Raw genomic sequence first — 17,219 nt, 5'->3', positions numbered from 1 at the left:
ATGACGAGACAGGTTACATTCGATTTCAGCGGCAAAGTGGCGCTCGTCACCGGCTCGACGAGCGGGATCGGCCGCGCGACGGCGGTGATGTTCGGACGCGCCGGCGCCAGCGTCGTCGTCACCGGCCGGCGCGAGAAGGAAGGCGCGGAAACCGTGGCCCTGGTCGAAGCGGCAGGCGGTAAGGCCTTTTTCCGGTCCGCCGACGTCACCAAGCCGGAGGATATGGCGGCGCTGACGGCGGCAGCGCTCGACCGCTACGGAGCGCTCCATTACGCGATCAACAATGCGGGCGAAGGCGCCTACGTCATGCTGGAGAGCCTTTCGGCCGAGGCGTGGGAACTGGAGATCGCGCGCAACCTCGGTTCCACCTTCCACGGACTCAAGCATCAGATCCCGGCGATCCGCGGTTCGGGCGGCGGCGCGATCGTCAACATGGCTTCGGCGGCGGCGGTCATCGGCCTCGTCGGGATGAGCGCCTATTGCGCGGCGAAGGCGGGTGTGGTCGCCATTTCGCGCGCCGCCGCTTCCGAAGCGGTCGGGGACAATATCCGCGTGAATTCGATCCTGATCGGCGCGATCATGACCGATGCCTGGTCGGGCTCCACGCCGGAGGAACTCGCGGCGCTTTCGGCGGATAGTCCGATGCGCCGCTTCGGCACCGTCGACGAGGTCGCGAACGCCGCTCTGTGGCTGTGCAGCGACAGCGCGAGTTTCGTGACCGGCCATTGTCTCGCGGTCGAGGGCGGCTACACGACGCTTCAGAACCAGCAATATCGCCAGCTGGGCGACTGATCTGCCGAGCGACGACCAGGAGATCGACGGATACGTGAGCCGGATTGAGTGAACTCGAAACGCCAGGGGCTCCGACGGTCGCATCATCATTGGACTGGGCTGGCGACCACGTCGCGAGTTGCAGCACCAGTCCCGGGCCTATGCGACCGGCGGCTTAGCGAAACCTTCACTCGAAGCGTCTTGACATAGTACGGCGCAATTGATGAACTTCACGAAAATATAATCCGAGGAAGAGAGATGGTCTCCGACATTGAAGCGTTCGAGACATCGAATCTGTTACTCTCTGCTATCTATGATGGCATAAAGAGCCCCGTGGGATGGGAAAAGGCGTTAGAAGCGGTGCGTCAGGCGATGAACGTCGACACCGCTATCTTGCGGGCTACGATATTGGGTCGTGCATCGCGTAATTATCTGCACATCGCTGCGCCGAACCTGTCGGAAGAGATGATCGCATCCTGGGATCAATTCAGCCCCTATGACCTCCTGCCCGTTGCGGGCGTACACGAAAATGAGATCCGGGTGATCGACTGGCATAGTCAGTCGTTGCGACCAGAGATCGTCGCGCATTTGCGCCGCTGCGACATAGGCAGGACCATTTGCGGCTTCGTTGCCATCATGGACCAGGCTGAATACACCCTGCACTGCAGTCGTGGATCCAGCGCCAAGCCCTTTTCAGAAAGGGACAAAACCTTGCTCGGGATGGTCGCAGGGCATTTTCGGCGCGCCATAGCCTTGCGTGGTGAGCTTGCTGAAATTCGGATGCAGAAAGACCTCCATGTCGACGCTCTTGATCAACTCGGCATTGGCGTCGTGCTAGTGAGACATGATCAGCCACCGGTCATGCTCAATAGCGTCGCGAGACGATTGGAAGAGGCCGGCGATTTCTTCAAGGCGAGAGGGGATCAGATACACGCCACCAATGACATGGATAGGAGCGAACTGCTTTCATCCATCAGGGAGGCGTTAAGCGTCCATGGGTCCGCATTTTCCCACGCCATGAATTTGCGATCAGCGAACGGCTCCATGAATATCATCATCCGCTCACGCGAGATAAAGCTGAACTCTACCGGCTGCGTAGATAGACTGGCGATCATTTTTCTAAAGTTAAGCGAGGCGCTGGACGATTGCGATGTGGCCTTCCTTCAGAAAAAATTCTCTTTCACAAGAACAGAGGCCAATATCGCGTTCCGTCTCGCAAATAGCATGAGAATGGAATCAATCGAGAATGAATTGAAGATAGCTCATAACACTGCACGCACTCATCTGCGGTCGATGTTCTCTAAGACAAACTCTAAAAACCGTTCGGAGCTGGTGAACCGGGTTGCAAACAGCTTGGCCCCCTTGGGTCGTGGGCGGTACGACACCATACAATAGCTAATCGGACGGCAGGACAATGCCATCGGCCGGCGACGGCGATCTCATCGAGAGGCATCTCTACAGTGGTGAGCGGCGATTCGATTTATCGACGATCGCTTTGTCGCCCGTCATGCTGACGTTTCACCGCGTTATTCGAGAACAACCCTTGCTGAGGCCGAGCACCTCATAGGACAGGTCGCTTTCAGACCGCTGACCGCGCAAATAGTCCGCGATATCGACAATACTTCCGCCAAGCGGCCGACTCGACATCCATTCCTGAATGCAGCGGCGATGAATGAACGACCATCGGCCGTCTATCCGTTCCAGCCGATCGATATAGCGACCCAGTTGCTGGTCGAGCATCTCAACGCCATCCTCGTGCCGCGTCTGCGTCGCGTAAAACAAAGTTTCCGCGCCGGCCGTGTCGCCCGACACCTTGATGCGGGATTGGCCAAGAAGGTGGTTGCAGCTATCCCATTTCGTCAACAAGGCGTCCGTGACCGTTCGAGCATAATCATGTCCACGCGCCTTCATGTGACCGTGATCGTCCCAACTTTCCTCTGCGTAGACGTCTATGACCGCATCGACGTCGGCGCGATCGCAGGCATGAACATAGGACTCGATCACTTCCCTTATCTCAAAATGATCGATCAGCATTTGCACCTTGTCTGCAGATCGCGCCAATCGTTCTAAGACCTCCATCATCCTCTCCGCGATTAAAACCTAGGAAGTGTTCCAAATGTTATTGAATCGGACTGATGAGATACACGAGTCGACGGAAGGTCACTTCGTCCCGGATGCTTATGATCCTCAATCGCATTCTAATCCTAAAAGATTAGGTTGTCGCCTCCTCGGCGATCACAGCGCTGAGCTGGATGCCCCCCTTCGCCCGGCAAGCCGGAGCGCTTCGGCCATCGCTGGGCGAGAGAATAGGCCCATTTTGTGTCCCTTTGAGAGGGCATGGTCAGGACATTCGCTAGCACGGGTGTCAATGGGGAGTCTGTTGATCTGATGGCGACCGATCGCCGCGAGAGCCAGGCCCCCACCGCCCGCGTCCGCCCAGGGGACGAGCCGCACTGTGCCGTTCCTGGCCGAGGTGAGCAGGAAACCGCTTCCAGCGTCAATCGCCGCGCCCGCTACGGCATCGTACCAATGGTGTTTGCGCGCTTCGACGCGCGCGACGCCCACCAGCGTGGCCACCGCCAGCGCGGGAAGCCCCGCTTCCCAGCCGTACCGATTTTCGGGCGTCGCTGCGGCGGCAAAAGCCTCGGCTGTATGAGCCGACGGGAAGCTCTTGCGATCGCTATGATCGGGCCGCTCTTCGTGAATGAGCTGCTTGAGGCCGTAAGCAACGCCCCCACCAAGCAGCATGCTGCCTCCGGCTTGCACGTCGCCTGTCCAGTCACCCTGAACGGCCGGTGACGCCACTGGCGCTCCGTTCCCGCAGCTTCGTTGCGCTCAGTTCATGTCCTTTTTGTTGATGAGGCCTTGCGTGACTGTGGTCGCGCCGTCTCCATCAGTGCGCTGGGTGCCAGGATTGATCAACCGACGTTTCACTAGTTTGGACATCATGATGCGGGTTTGAGGATGCGGTGGCGTCAGAGCCATCATGCGGGTGGGATTTCTCTTCAATCACGATCAGGTTCACCAGATTGCGCACAGCCTGCCGATCGCGCTGGCGCTCAGCCAGGCGGGTGTCGATCTCGAGATTATCGTGGCGACCACCAATAGCCGCCTGACCGCCGAAGTCGTGCGGCTGGGCGGAAGCGCGATCGGACGCTCGATCCGGCTCGTCGAGCTTGGCCTCAAAAGCCGCGCCGCGATCCGCGTCGCGCATGCGCTCGAAACGATGTTGCCGGCGACCAAATTGCTGATATACGGCGACAATCTTGACTTCTTCAGGTCACTGGACGCGCTCGTCGTTGCCGAGAAGACCTCGCTGGTGCTCAAGACCCGCCATGGCTTGGCCGACCTGAAGATCATCCACACGCGCCACGGCGCCGGCGATCGCGCGATCGGGTTCGACAAGGCCAGCGCGCTGTTCGATCATGTGCTCGTATCGGGCAGCAAGATCCGCGAGCGGCTGATCCGCGAGACCGGCCTGGCCGAGGACCGCATCACCGTGGTCGGCTATCCCAAATTCGACCTGATCGATCCGCGCCCCGCGGTGCATCCCATGTGCAACGACGGGCGGCCGATCGTCCTCTACAACCCGCATGTTTCGCCACACCTGTCCTCCTGGTATCGCTGGGGCCGGCAGATCCTCGACTGGTTCGTCGCGCATGACGACTATCATCTGATCTTCGCCCCGCATGTGATGCTGTTCGAGCGGCCCTTCGTGCTGACGGTGGACCGGCTGCGCATCAGCCGGCCGGGCCATATCGACGAGCGCTATCTGCGGGCGCCCAACATCCACATCGATCTCGGAAGCCGGCTGTCGACGACAATGACCTACACCAATCGCGCCGACATCTACCTCGGCGACGTGAGCAGTCAGGTCTATGAATTCCTCCTGCGGCCCCGGCCCTGTCTTTTCCTGGATGCGCAGGGGACCGGCAGCGAGGATGATCCCAACTTCCTGCATTGGCGCGCGGGGCCGGTCGTAAAGGAGCTGGCCCGTTTCGGAGAAAAGCTGGAACTGGCGCGGACTGAGCATGCCGCCCGCTACGAGCCGATCCAGCGACAGCTGTTCGACCATAGTTTCGACCTTAGCGCCGAGCCCTCGTCGCACCGCGCGGCGCGTGCGGTTGCCGCGCTGCTCGGCCGCGCGGCAGTTTTCCTCGACACGACGCCCGGCCAACGCGCCTACGCCTGATGCGCATCGCCTATGCCATCAATTCCATGGAGGGCGGGGGGGCCGCAACACCGCTGCGCGCCGTGGCGCAGGTGCTGCAATCGCAGGGCGCCGCGCTCCGGGTGCTGGCGCTGACGCCGCGCAACCGGCTGGCGCTGCCTCCGCTGCTCTCGGCGGGGCTCGATGTCGCCGTCCGTCCGGGTGGCGAAGACGATCATCTCGCCGCCTTCCACTGGCTCGACGGGCAGGTGCGCGACTGGCGTGCGACCCATATCTGGACATCGCTGACGCGGGCGACGCTGATCGGACAGGTGGTGGGCCTGCGGCGGCACCTGCCGGTGATAAGTTGGCAGCATAATGCCCATCTCAGGCCGGCCAATGAGCGGATGCTCCGGCTGATGCGGCGGCTGCCATCGCTTTGGGTGGGGGACTCGGAATGCGTGACCGAGCTGACGGCGAGACGGTTGAAGGTCGATCCGGATCGGCTGATGTGCTGGCCGATCTTCTCGGCCGATCCCGACGCGCCACAGGCTCCGCCCTGGCAGCCTGGGCAAGTGATCCGGATCGGCAGCCTCGGCCGGCTTCACCCCAACAAGGGCTATGACGTTCTGGTCGCGGCACTGGCTATCCTGAAGGCCGAGGGCTTCTCGGCGCCGATGCCGTTCGAGATCGTCATAGCCGGCGAGGGCGCGCAGCATGCGGCGTTGGAGGCGGCAATCGCCGATGGAGGGCTGGCCAACATCAGGCTTGCCGGTTTTACGCAGCGTCCCCCGCATTTCCTGGCCGGGCTGCATCTTTATCTCCAGCCATCGCGGGCGGAGGGCTTCTGCATCGCGGCGCACGAGGCGATGCAGGCGGGTGTCGGCGTCATCGCCTCGGCGGTCGGCGAGATGCAGTACAGCGTCGACAATTGCTGCGGCGTGCTGGTCCCGCCGGGCGATGCCGGCGCGCTCGCCAGAGCATTGCGCCACATGCTGCTCTATCCGGAGATGCTAGGTTCGCTGGGCGACGCTGCGCGACGGCGCGTGCGCGCTCGCTATAGCCGCGAAGCCTTCACTGCGCGGGGGCAGGAGATATTGCAGCGGATGAGCGCACTCTAGCCGACCCTGCGGACCATCTTCGCACCATATGGTCGAACAGCTCGAGATATTGCGCCGATGCGCTGCCCAGGCGGTGGCGATCCAGCAGCTGAGCCAGCGCGGCCTCGTCCGGCGGCGGCGTATCGAGCATGGCCGTGACGGCTTCGGCGATGCTCAAGGGATCTGCATCGACGATCCGGCCGAACGACGGATGCAGCATGATCTCGTCGATCGCCGGCGAGCATCGCGTGGCGACGATCGGCCGGCGCGCGGCGAGCGCCTCGATCGCGACGGCCGGATAGCCCTCGAAATCGGAACTGATCAGCAGCATGGCGGCACGGGCGAGCGCGGGCCGGACGTCGGCGACGTGGCCCGCGAGCTCGATCCGGTCGGACAGGCCCGAAAGCTCGATCTCGCGCTGAAGCGCGGCGCGCTGATCGCCCTCGCCGAGGATCAGGAGCCGCGCGTTGCGATGGGCGGCGACGACCGCGAAGGCGCGGATGGCGAGGATGAAGTTCTTCTGCCTGACCAACCGTCCGATGCACAGGATCAGCGGCCGCACGTCCTTCGCCTCGGCGGCGCTCGACGCGACCGGCGCATCGTCCAATATGGGTTCGGCGACCATGCCGATCCAAGGCTCCCCAAGAATGCGCGTTGCTTCGGCATGCAGGCTTTCCGACATCGCGACAAAGCCGTCCAGCGGTGCGGCCAGCCACCGCGCGACCCGCTCGAACAGCCATTGCCGCGCAGGCCCGCGACCGGCGCGATGCAGCGGATTGCTGAGCTTGCAGATCATCGGCGGGCGGTCTTCGCCGAGCAGACCGGCGAGGCGGCTGGCGACCGCAAGGTGAAAATTGCCGGGCACGAAGATAAGGTCGGGCCGCAGCGCGCGGACCTGTGGAGCAAAGGCGACGGCCAGGCTCCAGCGGGAGAACAGGCCGCGGCGGATCTCGGGCTGCACCGCCACGACGTCGATCGAGCGATCCACCAGCGAGCGCAGCTGGCCGTCGTGCGTGCCGCACAGGATCGTCACCCGCCGCCCGGCCTTCGCCCAGCGGCTGGCCATGCGGATCGCGACGCGTTCGGTTCCCCCCGTCGAAAAGTCGTGCAGAATGATCAGGATGTGGTTGGCGCGGGCCGGCACCGCGATCATGCGGCGAAACGACGGCTGATGCGGCGGAGGCCCGCATAAGCGGCGAACAACCGCTCAAAATGCTGGTCCATCGTTCCGATCCGGCCTGCCGCCAGCGCGGCGGCGCGGCGAAGCTCAGCCTGGTCTCGCGCCGCCAGCCGCAGGATCGCGCGCGCCGCATCGCGCATATCCCCGGGCAGGTAGGTTTCGGATGTCTCGGGCCTGGCAAGGTCGGAGGCACCGCCTTCCGACGGCACCACCAGCGGCAGGCCCGAGCCGGCGGCTTCCGCCGCGACCAGGCCGTAAGTCTCGCATTCGCAGCCGTGGATCAGGGCATCGCCGCTGGCCATCACCCGCGCCAGCAGCGGGCGATCACGGATCGGCGCAAGCAGATGGACGTGCGGGCTCGCGCCGGCGTAGCGCAACACCCTGTCCCGATCGCGGCCTTCGCCGATCAGCACCAGCCCGATCCTGCGTTGCATCCCGGCGCGCAGGCAGGCGTCGATCACCATCGGCCAGCGCTTCTCCGCGGCATGGCGGCCGATGCCGAGCAGCAGCAGGGCATCCTCGTCGAGGTCGCATCGCCCCAGCAGGTCCCGCCGGATCGCCGGATCGCGCAGCGACGGCGAGAACAGGCCCGGATCGGTTCCCATCGGGATCGTCTCCACCGACGGCAGCCCGCCCAGGCGAAGCCGGCGCGACAGGCTGTCATTGGCGCTGACCACCATGTCGCAGGCTGCGGCGGAGCGGCGCAGATGGTTCCAGAACCATTGGAACTGGCGGTCGATGGCGGTGCGCCGGGCGATCCCGCCGAACCAGCGATAGGGATAGGCCGCCAGGGGATCGGCATGCATGATCAGTGCGCGGGGCGCAGTGCCCCGCCAGCCGGCGACGATGGACGCCGTGCGCCATGGCGAGGATGCCTCCACCATGTCGGGCCGCTCGGCGTCGAGCAGCCGATGTACGCGATCGGGATCGGCGAAGTAGCGGTAGCGGCGATCGAGCGGCAGCGTCGGGGACGCGATATAGACGATCCTGCCCCCGCCACGGCGGTGCTCGACGCCGTCCGTCGCACCGGGAGCGATGATCACGATCTCATGCCCCGCGGCCGCCCCGGCCTGCAGCTTCTGTTCGACATAGGTCCGTACGCCGCCGCCTTCGGGCGTGTAAAAGGCGCAGACATCGACGATTTTCATGGGACCTCCACAGGCCGCATCGACAGGCCGTGCCAATAGTTGGGAATGATGCTGAGCCGGGTAACACCCGGGCCAGCGACGGCGGCGGCGCTCGCCGCCTTCGGCTTCGACCAGCTCAGCCGGGGATTGCCCGCGAAGCCGACGCCGTCAGTTCTCAGGTCGAATTTGCGGCCTGCGTTGCGATTGTGGAGGAGCATCAGCGCATAGCGTCCGGGACGCGGCGCCCTGATGCACAACTCCACGACACCTGCCGCGGGAGGCGCGCCGACGACGCGGGCGAATGTCTTGCCAGTGGCGAGCAGCTTGTTGTCGTCGGCCAGGAAGTCAGCGTCATTGTCGGGATAGAGTTCGAGGCGCAGTTCGCCGCTGCGATCCTTCAGCCCCGTGACCACGACCTCGAAGGCGGGGCCGGGCTCGGGCGAACGACAGCGGCCCTCTGCGGTGCCCAGCGACGGAGTCGATGCGATCATGGTCATCGCCGCCAATGTCGCCGCGATCATGAAGTCTTCGCGGTCTCGAGCAGATCGGCGCCGGCCAGGGCGGCGCCGACGACCAGGTGCGTGGCGAGGATCAGGGCGGCAATCAGGGCGACCAGTGCGCCGATCCGGCTGTCGCCGCCCACCAGCAGGATCGTCGTAGCCGCGAACACAAGGTCCTTGTTGGGCACCAGCGGCAACCGGGTGACCAGCAGTTGCAGGGCGCCAAGCACCACCAGGCTCGACAGGGCGATGCCGGGCACGCCGACATGCCACAGCAGGATCGACAACAGCGTGGTCGTCGCCAGCCGGGCGAGATGCATAGCCGTGATGAAGCGCAGATCCCGGCCCGGCAGCGAGAATATCCTGCCGCGGAGCAGGCCGATCGCGGCGGTGATCGCGAGCACCGCCGCGATCGAGCCGACCAGCTCGTTGCGCGATATCGGCAGGTGCAGGGCGCCCAGATAGGGCCAGGCGGCGACGACCATGGCGAGCGTAGCGACATTGCCCGCCAATGCCGATGTAACGCTGACATCCTTGATCGCGCCGAACGGGGCCGAGCTGAGCCCCGAACGCGCACGAGCCCAACCGTAGAAGGCGAGCTCGCCGCTATAGCCGAGCAGTACCTCGTTGCTCACCAGCTTACGGAGCAGGGCGGCGAAACCAGCCGCCGGCAGCTTCCACAACCGGCGGTAGATCAGCCACTCGGATGCCGGCAAAGCGAGATAATAGGCGCCCAGAGCGCACCAGAACGCCGGTGCCGCCGGAAGGTCGTTGCGCAGCCGGACCATGCCGATCTTGTCGAGCTGGCTCGCGATCGTCGCGAGCAGCGCCAGCGATATCGCGGCTGACAGCCATTTTTGCCAGCGCCGATCGGGAAGGGGAAGGGGTGGTAGGCGGGATGAAATTGCAAGCGCTTCTGCAGACACCGTGAGGGATCTCCCATTCGCCCTGTCCAGCGATGGACGGCACCGGGTCGATGGACCCGCACCGCAGCCCTAGATTATTGTTGTGTCATCAGCGTTGCAGGAGATCGGCATATCGCCCCGCTATGCGATTGCGCATCAGCGCGGCGAGCGTCGCGTCGATGCTGGCCAGGAGCGTGGGTATCGCGGCGTCGCCGGGATGCACGGCGACGCGGACGATTTCGGCGCCGGAGAGGGCATGCCGCGCGAGTGCCGCAAAAAGGCGCGAACTCGCGATCCGGCGCGGGCTGCGGCTGGCCCAGGTGACGACCGGCCCGCGCGCCAGCACCCGGCCGTCGAGCGGAGACCATATCCGCAGATGATCTTCGGCCAGGGCGAAACCCGCCTCGGCCAGCGCGCTGCGGGCACCGGCTCCATAGAGCCAGGCCGGCGCCACGAAGCCGGCCACCGGAGCGCCGATGATATCCTCGATCAACGCCTTGCCCGCGGTCATGCGGGCGAGCGCGGCGTCGTGGCCGAGGCCGAGGAATTCGCCTTCGCGCGCGGTCATGTGGCGCGCCTTGAAGGCGGTCGCGCCACGATGCGTGCTGTCGTCGCGGTGGAACCAGCCATGGACGAAGATCTCGGCGCCATTCGCATGCCAGTCGCGCAGGCGCCGGTGGAAGGCGGCGTCCCGCGCGATCGGCGCCTCGCCCCAATGGTCGGGCACGACGAGCAGGGCGAAACGTGGCCCGCCGAGCTTGTCCGAAAGCCGATCGGCGAGGCGATCCACCGCATCGGAAAAACGCGGGCCGACATCGTGAATCGATGCCAGCATGCGGCGCGAAGTCGAAGGCTCAGAAATGTCCATCGATCGCGAACCTTATCGTGCGTGGCCGCAGCGGGGTGATCTGGCGCCCCTGCATGACGCCGAACGGGTTGCCCAGCGAGAAGCGGTTGCCATGGGCATCGAGCAGGTTGGTCGCGTCGAGCGACAGGCCCGCTTTGTCGCTGCCGATCCGCACGCCGAGCGCAGTATCGGTGTAGCCGCCCTGCACAATATCGAGTCCGTTTCCGATGCCCAGGCGCGAATGGCCAAAATAGCGGAACGAGGCGTTCAGCGACAAGGCGATGTCCCCGCGCAGCCGGGTAGCGTAGTCCAGCGCCGTGCGCGCGCCGAGCCGTGCGACATCCGGCAGCTCGGCATGCCGCGAGGCCGAAAAGCCCGGGGCGGGGCTGGTGAGGTCGCTGTCGTTGACGAACAGGCCGGCTTCGATGTTCAGCCCCGCCGCGGGCCTCCAGCCAAGCTTGGCCTCGAAGCCGACGGTCTGGCCGTTGCCGATGTTCGCGGTGTAGGGAAGACCGCTCGAATCCACCAGATCGGCCTGGATATTCTCCCAATGGGCATAGATCAGGCCGAGCGCACCGCTGAAATAGTCGCTCGCGGGATCCCCTAGCCGCAGGCCCGCCTCGAAGGTGGCGATGCTGTCGCCCTTGAACCGCTGCGAAACGATGCCGGTGCCCGCGGCGGCGACCGAGAGGCCGCCGCCGCGATAGCCCTCCTGATAGCGGGCATAGGCGGTCAGCCGGCCGCTTGGCCGCCAGGCGACCGCGAGCAGCGGCAAGATACTTGCCTCGTTGCGATTGCGTTCGTCGCCGCTGTTCCTGGGCAGATCGAGCAGTTCGCCGGCGAGGTGGCTGAAGGCCAAGCGCCCGCCGGCGGTGAGCTGGACGCGCGGCGCGATGCCGAAGGTGGTCTCGCCATAGAGCGCGCCGCCGGTCAGGCTGTTATGGACGCCGGCGATCCGCATCGTCGCGCCGACCGGCCCGAGCGTGCGGCTGAGCTTCTCGCCATTGCTGATGAAGCTCGTGCCCAACAGCCATCCCGTGCCGTCCTTTTCGCGGTGGGACAGGCGGGTTTCGTTGGAGATGAGAGTGATCTTGTTCCTCTGGTCGAACGCGCTGGGCAGGGCCGCCGGAAAGCCGGTGGCGTCGAACCGCTCGCGCACGTCGTGACTGACGATCCCGGTGGCGGAGACGAGCTGCAGCCCCGCCCAGTGCCGCGACAGCGTCGCATAGCCGAGCCGATAGTCGTTATCGAATGGCTGGGCGATCGCGCTCGACCGCCGATAAGGCGGCAATCCACGCTCGGCATATTGGCCGTCGGCGCTGTAGATGTCCTGCACCAGCCCGCCGACATCGAGCGTCCAGCTGTCGCCGATCCTTGCGCGCAGGGTGACGCGACCACCCTTGATCTGCGAACGGTTCACATCGCGCAGACCGCGTTGAATGTCGTCGATATAACCGCCGGCGACCGCGCGGTAGCCGACCAGGCGCAAGGCGGCGCGGTCGTCGAACAGCGGCAGGTTGACCATGCCGGAAAGCTCGCTTCCGGGTCGCCCGTCCTGTGTCGCAAGATAGGCGGCGGTGGCGCTGCCGCTCCACTGCCCGAAGTCCGGCGCGTTCGGCACCAGCCTGACGATGCCGCCCAGCGACCCCGCGCCGTAGAGCGTGCCCTGCGGCCCCTCGAGCACCTCGACCCGCGCCATGTCATAAAGACTCAGGTCGGGATCGGGCGCATTATAGTTGAGGCGTATGTCATTGAGATATTGGCCGACCACGGCTTGGCTCGGGCCCGTGAAGCTGCTGTCCGCGATGCCGCGGATGATCAGCTTGTTGCGGCCCGGCCCCAAATTGGTCGACGACAGCGATGCGACGCTGTCGACCAGCGCCTCGGTCCCGCGGGCCGCCGCCCTGGCGAGCATGCCCCTGCCGGGATCGAGGATGGAAACCGCTCCGGCATAGTCGCCGATCCGCGTCTCGCGCTTGCTGGCCGTCACGACGATCTCGCTGGCTGCCAGGGACGGAGCGGGCTGGGTTACGGCACCGGGCCTGGGCTCGGTGGGCTTCACCGGGATAGCGATCAGCCGGAATGTGTTCGCGTCGATCCGCTCGAAGCCGAGGCCGCTGCCCTGCAGCAGCCGGCGCAGCGCCCGTTCGGGCGGCATGCCGCCGCGGACCGCCGCGCCGCGCAGTTGCCCGATCGGGCCGACCGTGCCGATCGTCGTCCCCGACTGCGCGGCAAAGGCGACGATCGATTGCTGGAGCGGCCCCGCCGGAATGTCGAAGTGCGACCGCGCGGCTGCGGACGCCGTGGCCGGCGCCGCAATCATCAGGGTCATCGCGGCGAGTTCAGCGCCCCGCACGCTTCCGCGGTGCCAGATGCCAGGCCTTGCCGTCGTCCACGGCATCGACATCGAGCAGCGCGCCGATCCGTGCGAACAGGCGCGGGCGATCCTTGTCCAGCAGGATGACGCCGCTGAAATGCTCGCGCTGAAGCTCGGGCGCGACGGTGACCAGCGCGCCGACATTGCGCGAAAGATCCGTCGCGATCCGGGCCAAGGAGGCATTCTGATAGACCAGTCGATCCCTCCGCCAGGCGCCAACCGCCGACGGATCGAGCCTTCCTATGATGCCTGCACCCGTTCCGGAAACATATATCATCCTGCCCGCATCGAGCCGGATCGCATCGCCGTCCGGATCGAACAGCACGGCGCCCTCCGCGACGGCGGCTTCGGTGTCGGGCCCGGCGCGTAGGACGTTGAAGGTCGTGCCGACGTCGCGCAGCGTCACGTCTCCGGCATGAACCTCGAACGGCGCGGTCGGATCATGGACGACCGTGAAGGTCGCTTCGCCGCGATCGAGCGAGGCGAAGCGGGTATCACCGCGGCGCAGGCCGAGCCTGGAATTGCCGTTCAGTTCGATCCTGGTGCCGTCGTCGAGCATGACCATGCGGCGCTGGCCGGCCCCGGTCTCGATCGCATAGGCCGCGACCGACGGGTTCAGCCTGGGATAGGCGACCAGACCGCCGACCAGGATCGCGGCGGCCGCAGCCGTGCTCGCGAACCAGCGCGCCCGTGCGCGGGCGGGATGCGGGATGTTGTCGTTGGATGGACGATCGGCGAGCACCTGGTCGCCGATCCGCGATTCCAGATCGTCGTCCGCCAGCGCGACTGCTTCATAGGCGGCATTATGTGCTGGATCGGCTTCCAGCCATGCGACAAAACCGTCCCAGTCGGCGCGTGTGGGATCGCGCTGGCGCAGGAACCAGCCGGCGGCTTCCTCCCGCATCTTCGCTTCACCCTGTGGCATCATCGATTCCTCCGATCGCATGACGCCGCGCCTGCGACAAATCCGCAACCTCGACTTCGCGCATTTCCACCAGCACGCGATAGGCTTTCTGCAGATGCTTCTCGACCGCGCTCAGGCTGATGCCCATGACCGCCGCGATATCCCGCTGCGCAACGCCATCGATCCGGTGGCTGCGAAAGATCGCGGCGGTGCGGTCGCCCAGCGCCTCCAGCTTCTGGTCGACCAGCCGCAGCCGCTCGCGGGCGAGCAGCACCCGTTCGGCCGAAGGCTGGTCCGATACGCCGGGAACCGCGCCGCCGGCGGCATCGCTCCACGCATCGTCGCGCCGAAGACGCCGCTGTGCCGCGCGGCGGCGATCGAGCATCAGATTGTCCGCCATGCTATAGAGATAGCCGAGAGGATTGGCGATGGGCCGGGATGGCGCCGCCGAAGCCTTCACCCAGAGTTCCTGCAGCAGATCCTCCGCGTCCGCGCCCGCGCCGCGCGCCGCCAGGAAACGCATCAGCGCCGGTCGGCTGTCCAGAAATACGGCCTTCAGGCCGTTGTCACTCATCTAGCGTTGTCCCAGCTGGTACTCGGCGCTGGCTTTATGCGTCAGCGAGAGCCAGAGCAAACAGGATTCTAGCGGTAGATCCAGCGTTTGATTTACAAACGCCAGGCGGGACTACGGCAATGCCGGTGCGCGAGCGCTTGGCAGAAATCGCTGACATAGCCCCCCTTCCGCCCCCTTGCTTCCCAAAAGCTGACTGTCCCGCACATCCGACCTTGCCGCCATTCCAGTTTTGGCAAGTGGCGTCCGCATTCGGGCGAGCGAAGAATGGTTTCCGATGACGGAGATTAGGACGCGTAGCTGACGTCGATGTTACGCCTGAATGATTGGCAGCTTCCCGTCTACGCATCCCGATTCCGGACAGTCGGCATCGTCCCACATTACGGTCATTGGATTGAACGACGAAGGGACTGACTCTTGCAGCGATTGGGCGGGTGCACCAGATGGAAACCATGGGCTCGGACGATATAGTGAAGACAATCACGGCCGCGGTATCGCAGGCTCCTGACTGGGTGCGGCGAGACCTGGCTTCGAAGGATGCGCTCACCAAGGAGCGTGCCGAAGAAACGCTCGCAGCCATCATCTCAGCGGCGCTCAAGGCGTCCGACTAAGGCGCGCCCGCACATGGCGGAGACAGGAAATCCTTGCGGAACAAGGATTTGAAATGGCTCCCCGGGCCTGATTCGAACAGGCGACCATTCGATTAACAGTCGAACGCTCTACCGCTGAGCTACCGGGGATCGCATTTCCACGCCAAGGCGAGGCGCGCCTATAGCAGCGGCTTCTCTCGCGTTGCAACCCCCTTAGAGGGATTCATGCGCGACGCGAATTCTGTCGCCAAAAACGGCGGCTCAGAACGCGAATTGCTCCATCGTGATGCGGTCGTCGAGCGCATGTTCGGGATCGAACAGCAGCGTGAGCGGACTGGTGCGGTCGATGCCGATGCTGATCTGCGCCACGTCGCGGACCTCACGCTGGTCGGCCACAGCGCTGACCGGGCGCTTGACCGCATCCAGCACCCGGAAGGAGATCGCGTTCTTGTTCGGCAGGATGGCGCCCCGCCAGCGGCGCGGGCGGAACGGGCTGATCGGGGTGAGCGCCAGCAGCGATGATTCCAGCGGCAGGATCGGCCCCTGGGCGGAAAGGTTGTAAGCGGTCGATCCGGCCGGGCTGGCTACCAGCACGCCATCGCATACCAATTCCGGAAGGACGACACGGCCATCGACCGACACTTCGATCTTCGCAGTCTCGCGGGTCTCACGCAGGAGCGAGACCTCGTTGATCGCCGGCATCGACAGCCGCTGCCCTTCCACGGTGACCGCATCCATGCGCAGTGGCAGTACGGTAATCGCCTTCGCATGCTGCAGCCTCAATTCGAGCAGATCGGGCCGCCAATCGTTCATCAGAAAGCCCACAGTGCCGAGATTGACCCCGAAGACCGGCAATATGCGGTGCCGATCGAGCATCCCGTGCAGGGTGCGCAGCATGAAGCCGTCGCCGCCCAGCGCCACGATCAGCTCGGCCCGTTCGACGGGATGCCATTCGTACAGCTTGCGCAGTTCGGCGGCCGCCTCCTGTGCCGCGTCGGTGGGGGAGGCGACGAGCGCCATCCGCTTTTCGGTCATCCGCCAGTGACGCTCATGTGGCGTGATACCGCGGGCGCCGCACCCGGGCGATCGATGCGGAAGGCGTGGCGGGCGGGCTTCAGCTTCATGGCCTGATCGAGGAGATCGTCGATCTCGCCGGGCTGCCCTTCGCGCAGTGCCCGACGCAGGTCGAGACGGTCGTCATGGCCGAGGCACATGTAGATCTGCCCGGTGGCGGTCACCCGCACCCGATTGCAGCCATCGCAGAAATTGTTCGTCATCGGCGTGATGAAGCCGAGCTTCGCGTCGAGTTCTTCGACGCGCACATACCGCGCCGGACCGCCTGTACGGTAGTCAAGCGGGGTCAGCGTATAGCGGGCTTCGAGTTCGCGGCGGACCCCATCGAGCGGCAGGTAGCGGTCGGTGCGATCGTCCTCGACCTCGCCAAGCGGCATTGTCTCGATCAGGGTCAGGCCATGGCCTTCGCTGGCGCACCAGCGCAAAACGGGCTCGATCTCGTGCTCGTTGAGTCCCTTCAGCGCCACCAGGTTTATCTTGATCGCCATCCCGGCTTCGCGCGCGGCTGCAATTCCGTCGAGGACGGTGGCGAGTTGCCCACCCCGCGAGATGAAGGCAAAACGCTCAGGGTCCAGACTGTCGAGGCTGACGTTGATCCGGCGAACGCCGGCATCCGCCAGCGTCGCGGCATGTTGGCGCAGCTGGCTGCCATTGGTGGTCAGCGTCAGTTCGTCCAGTCCGTCGCCGATGCGCCGGCCGATTGCCTGGACCAGCTGGTCGATGCCCTTGCGGACGAGCGGCTCGCCGCCCGTAAGCCGGATTCGCTTGATGCCCCGCGCGATGAACGCGTCGGCGAGCGAGGTCATCTCCTCGAGCGTCAATATCTCCCGTTTGGGGAGAAACTGCATCCGCTCCGACATGCAGTAGCGGCACCGAAAGTCGCAGCGGTCGGTGACCGAAAGACGCAGATAGGATATGCGGCGGCCGAAGCTGTCGGCGAGCACCGCGCCATCCGATCGCCGTGGTTGATCGATGCCCGTCATCCGCATCACTCTAATCCCTGATTGCCGCTGGTGGAAGCGGCATTGTCTTCGCCAGATGGGGCGGTGCGCGTCCTGGATTCGCAGCGCATCCTGTTCGAAGATAGGGACTCGCAGGCCATCGCAAAAGGGGGGGGCGCAAC

At 65.2% G+C, this 17,219-nt stretch carries 18 protein-coding genes and 1 tRNA gene; 5 read left to right on the top strand and 14 right to left on the bottom strand.

What is annotated here, in order from left to right; all coding sequences use genetic code 11:
- The gene (locus AC1DQK_RS13020) at window positions 1-792 is read left to right on the top strand and encodes an SDR family NAD(P)-dependent oxidoreductase (protein WP_477871116.1); all 792 of its coding nucleotides are present in this window, start codon (window positions 1-3) and stop codon (window positions 790-792) included.
- A 237-nt stretch (window positions 793-1,029) separates the two neighbouring features.
- Window positions 1,030-2,166: a helix-turn-helix transcriptional regulator gene (locus AC1DQK_RS13015; protein WP_477871114.1), complete on the top strand. Its 1,137-nt coding sequence runs from the start codon at window positions 1,030-1,032 to the stop codon at window positions 2,164-2,166.
- A gap of 123 nt (window positions 2,167-2,289) precedes the next feature.
- Here the strand turns inward: AC1DQK_RS13015 and AC1DQK_RS13010 are convergent, their stop codons facing one another.
- From AC1DQK_RS13010 to AC1DQK_RS13000, 3 genes are all read right to left on the bottom strand, one after another.
- Window positions 2,290-2,805, bottom strand: a complete 516-nt coding sequence (locus tag AC1DQK_RS13010; protein ID WP_477871112.1) for a nuclear transport factor 2 family protein — start codon at window positions 2,803-2,805, stop codon at window positions 2,290-2,292.
- 201 nt (window positions 2,806-3,006) lie between these two features.
- Complete coding sequence (locus AC1DQK_RS13005) at window positions 3,007-3,576, bottom strand: phosphatase PAP2 family protein (protein WP_477871110.1); 570 nt, start codon at window positions 3,574-3,576, stop codon at window positions 3,007-3,009.
- Window positions 3,577-3,606: 30 nt separating this feature from the next.
- Entirely contained in the window at window positions 3,607-3,759 is a 153-nt protein-coding gene (locus AC1DQK_RS13000) for a hypothetical protein (RefSeq protein WP_477871108.1), read from the bottom strand.
- Here AC1DQK_RS13000 and AC1DQK_RS12995 point away from each other — a divergent pair.
- Together AC1DQK_RS12995 and AC1DQK_RS12990 are read left to right on the top strand one after the other, a co-directional pair.
- Window positions 3,758-4,963 carry a hypothetical protein gene (locus AC1DQK_RS12995; protein WP_477871106.1) on the top strand — a complete coding sequence of 402 codons (1,206 nt, stop codon included), beginning with the start codon at window positions 3,758-3,760 and terminating at the stop codon, window positions 4,961-4,963. The two genes, AC1DQK_RS13000 and AC1DQK_RS12995, sit on opposite strands and share 2 nt — an antisense overlap.
- Window positions 4,963-6,042 carry a glycosyltransferase gene (locus AC1DQK_RS12990; protein ID WP_477871104.1) on the top strand — a complete coding sequence of 360 codons (1,080 nt, stop codon included), beginning with the start codon at window positions 4,963-4,965 and terminating at the stop codon, window positions 6,040-6,042. The genes AC1DQK_RS12995 and AC1DQK_RS12990 overlap by 1 nt, the downstream gene beginning before the upstream one ends.
- Here the strand turns inward: AC1DQK_RS12990 and AC1DQK_RS12985 are convergent.
- The 8 genes from AC1DQK_RS12985 to AC1DQK_RS12950 all read right to left on the bottom strand — a co-directional run bounded on the left by AC1DQK_RS12985 (window position 5,996) and on the right by AC1DQK_RS12950 (window position 14,435).
- The gene (locus AC1DQK_RS12985; protein WP_477871102.1) at window positions 5,996-7,174 is read right to left on the bottom strand and encodes a glycosyltransferase; all 1,179 of its coding nucleotides are present in this window, start codon (window positions 7,172-7,174) and stop codon (window positions 5,996-5,998) included. The two genes, AC1DQK_RS12990 and AC1DQK_RS12985, sit on opposite strands and share 47 nt — an antisense overlap.
- On the bottom strand, window positions 7,171-8,349 hold the full coding sequence (locus AC1DQK_RS12980; RefSeq protein WP_477871100.1) for a glycosyltransferase: 1,179 nt from the start codon (window positions 8,347-8,349) through the stop codon (window positions 7,171-7,173). Before AC1DQK_RS12980 ends, AC1DQK_RS12985 begins: the two co-directional genes overlap by 4 nt.
- Window positions 8,346-8,825 carry a DUF2141 domain-containing protein gene (locus AC1DQK_RS12975; RefSeq protein ID WP_477871098.1) on the bottom strand — a complete coding sequence of 160 codons (480 nt, stop codon included), beginning with the start codon at window positions 8,823-8,825 and terminating at the stop codon, window positions 8,346-8,348. Before AC1DQK_RS12975 ends, AC1DQK_RS12980 begins: the two co-directional genes overlap by 4 nt.
- A 20-nt stretch (window positions 8,826-8,845) precedes the next feature.
- Window positions 8,846-9,754, bottom strand: a complete 909-nt coding sequence (locus AC1DQK_RS12970) for a hypothetical protein (RefSeq protein ID WP_477871097.1) — start codon at window positions 9,752-9,754, stop codon at window positions 8,846-8,848.
- 88 nt (window positions 9,755-9,842) lie between these two features.
- A complete protein-coding gene (locus AC1DQK_RS12965; RefSeq protein ID WP_477871095.1) occupies window positions 9,843-10,568 on the bottom strand; it encodes a DUF2334 domain-containing protein in 726 nt (241 codons plus the stop codon).
- 19 nt (window positions 10,569-10,587) lie between these two features.
- Window positions 10,588-12,987 (bottom strand): TonB-dependent receptor, encoded by a 2,400-nt coding sequence (locus AC1DQK_RS12960; RefSeq protein ID WP_477871093.1) that lies wholly within the window; start codon window positions 12,985-12,987, stop codon window positions 10,588-10,590.
- Window positions 12,923-13,885 carry a FecR family protein gene (locus AC1DQK_RS12955; protein WP_477871091.1) on the bottom strand — a complete coding sequence of 321 codons (963 nt, stop codon included), beginning with the start codon at window positions 13,883-13,885 and terminating at the stop codon, window positions 12,923-12,925. Before AC1DQK_RS12955 ends, AC1DQK_RS12960 begins: the two co-directional genes overlap by 65 nt.
- A complete protein-coding gene (locus tag AC1DQK_RS12950) occupies window positions 13,869-14,435 on the bottom strand; it encodes an RNA polymerase sigma factor (RefSeq protein WP_477871089.1) in 567 nt (188 codons plus the stop codon). Before AC1DQK_RS12950 ends, AC1DQK_RS12955 begins: the two co-directional genes overlap by 17 nt.
- 440 nt (window positions 14,436-14,875) lie before the next feature.
- Here AC1DQK_RS12950 and AC1DQK_RS12945 point away from each other — a divergent pair, with 440 nt between their 5' ends.
- On the top strand, window positions 14,876-15,043 hold the full coding sequence (locus AC1DQK_RS12945) for a DUF6771 family protein (RefSeq protein WP_477871087.1): 168 nt from the start codon (window positions 14,876-14,878) through the stop codon (window positions 15,041-15,043).
- Window positions 15,044-15,097: 54 nt separating this feature from the next.
- On the opposite strand, the gene AC1DQK_RS12940 is transcribed toward AC1DQK_RS12945, so the two are convergent.
- The 3 genes from AC1DQK_RS12940 to moaA all read right to left on the bottom strand — a co-directional run bounded on the left by AC1DQK_RS12940 (window position 15,098) and on the right by moaA (window position 17,079).
- Window positions 15,098-15,172: transfer RNA gene (locus tag AC1DQK_RS12940), tRNA-Asn, on the bottom strand.
- Between the two features lie 111 nt (window positions 15,173-15,283).
- Entirely contained in the window at window positions 15,284-16,057 is a 774-nt protein-coding gene (locus AC1DQK_RS12935; RefSeq protein WP_477871085.1) for an NAD kinase, read from the bottom strand.
- Window positions 16,054-17,079 carry a GTP 3',8-cyclase MoaA gene (gene moaA / locus AC1DQK_RS12930; protein ID WP_477871420.1) on the bottom strand — a complete coding sequence of 342 codons (1,026 nt, stop codon included), beginning with the start codon at window positions 17,077-17,079 and terminating at the stop codon, window positions 16,054-16,056. The genes AC1DQK_RS12935 and moaA overlap by 4 nt, the downstream gene beginning before the upstream one ends.
- Window positions 17,080-17,219: the final 140 nt, after the last annotated feature.

This window comes from Rhizorhabdus sp. P4_G5, assembly GCF_056401065.1.
Note: the sequence above shows the minus strand (reverse complement) of the source record. Positions and strands in the feature narration are given on the sequence as shown.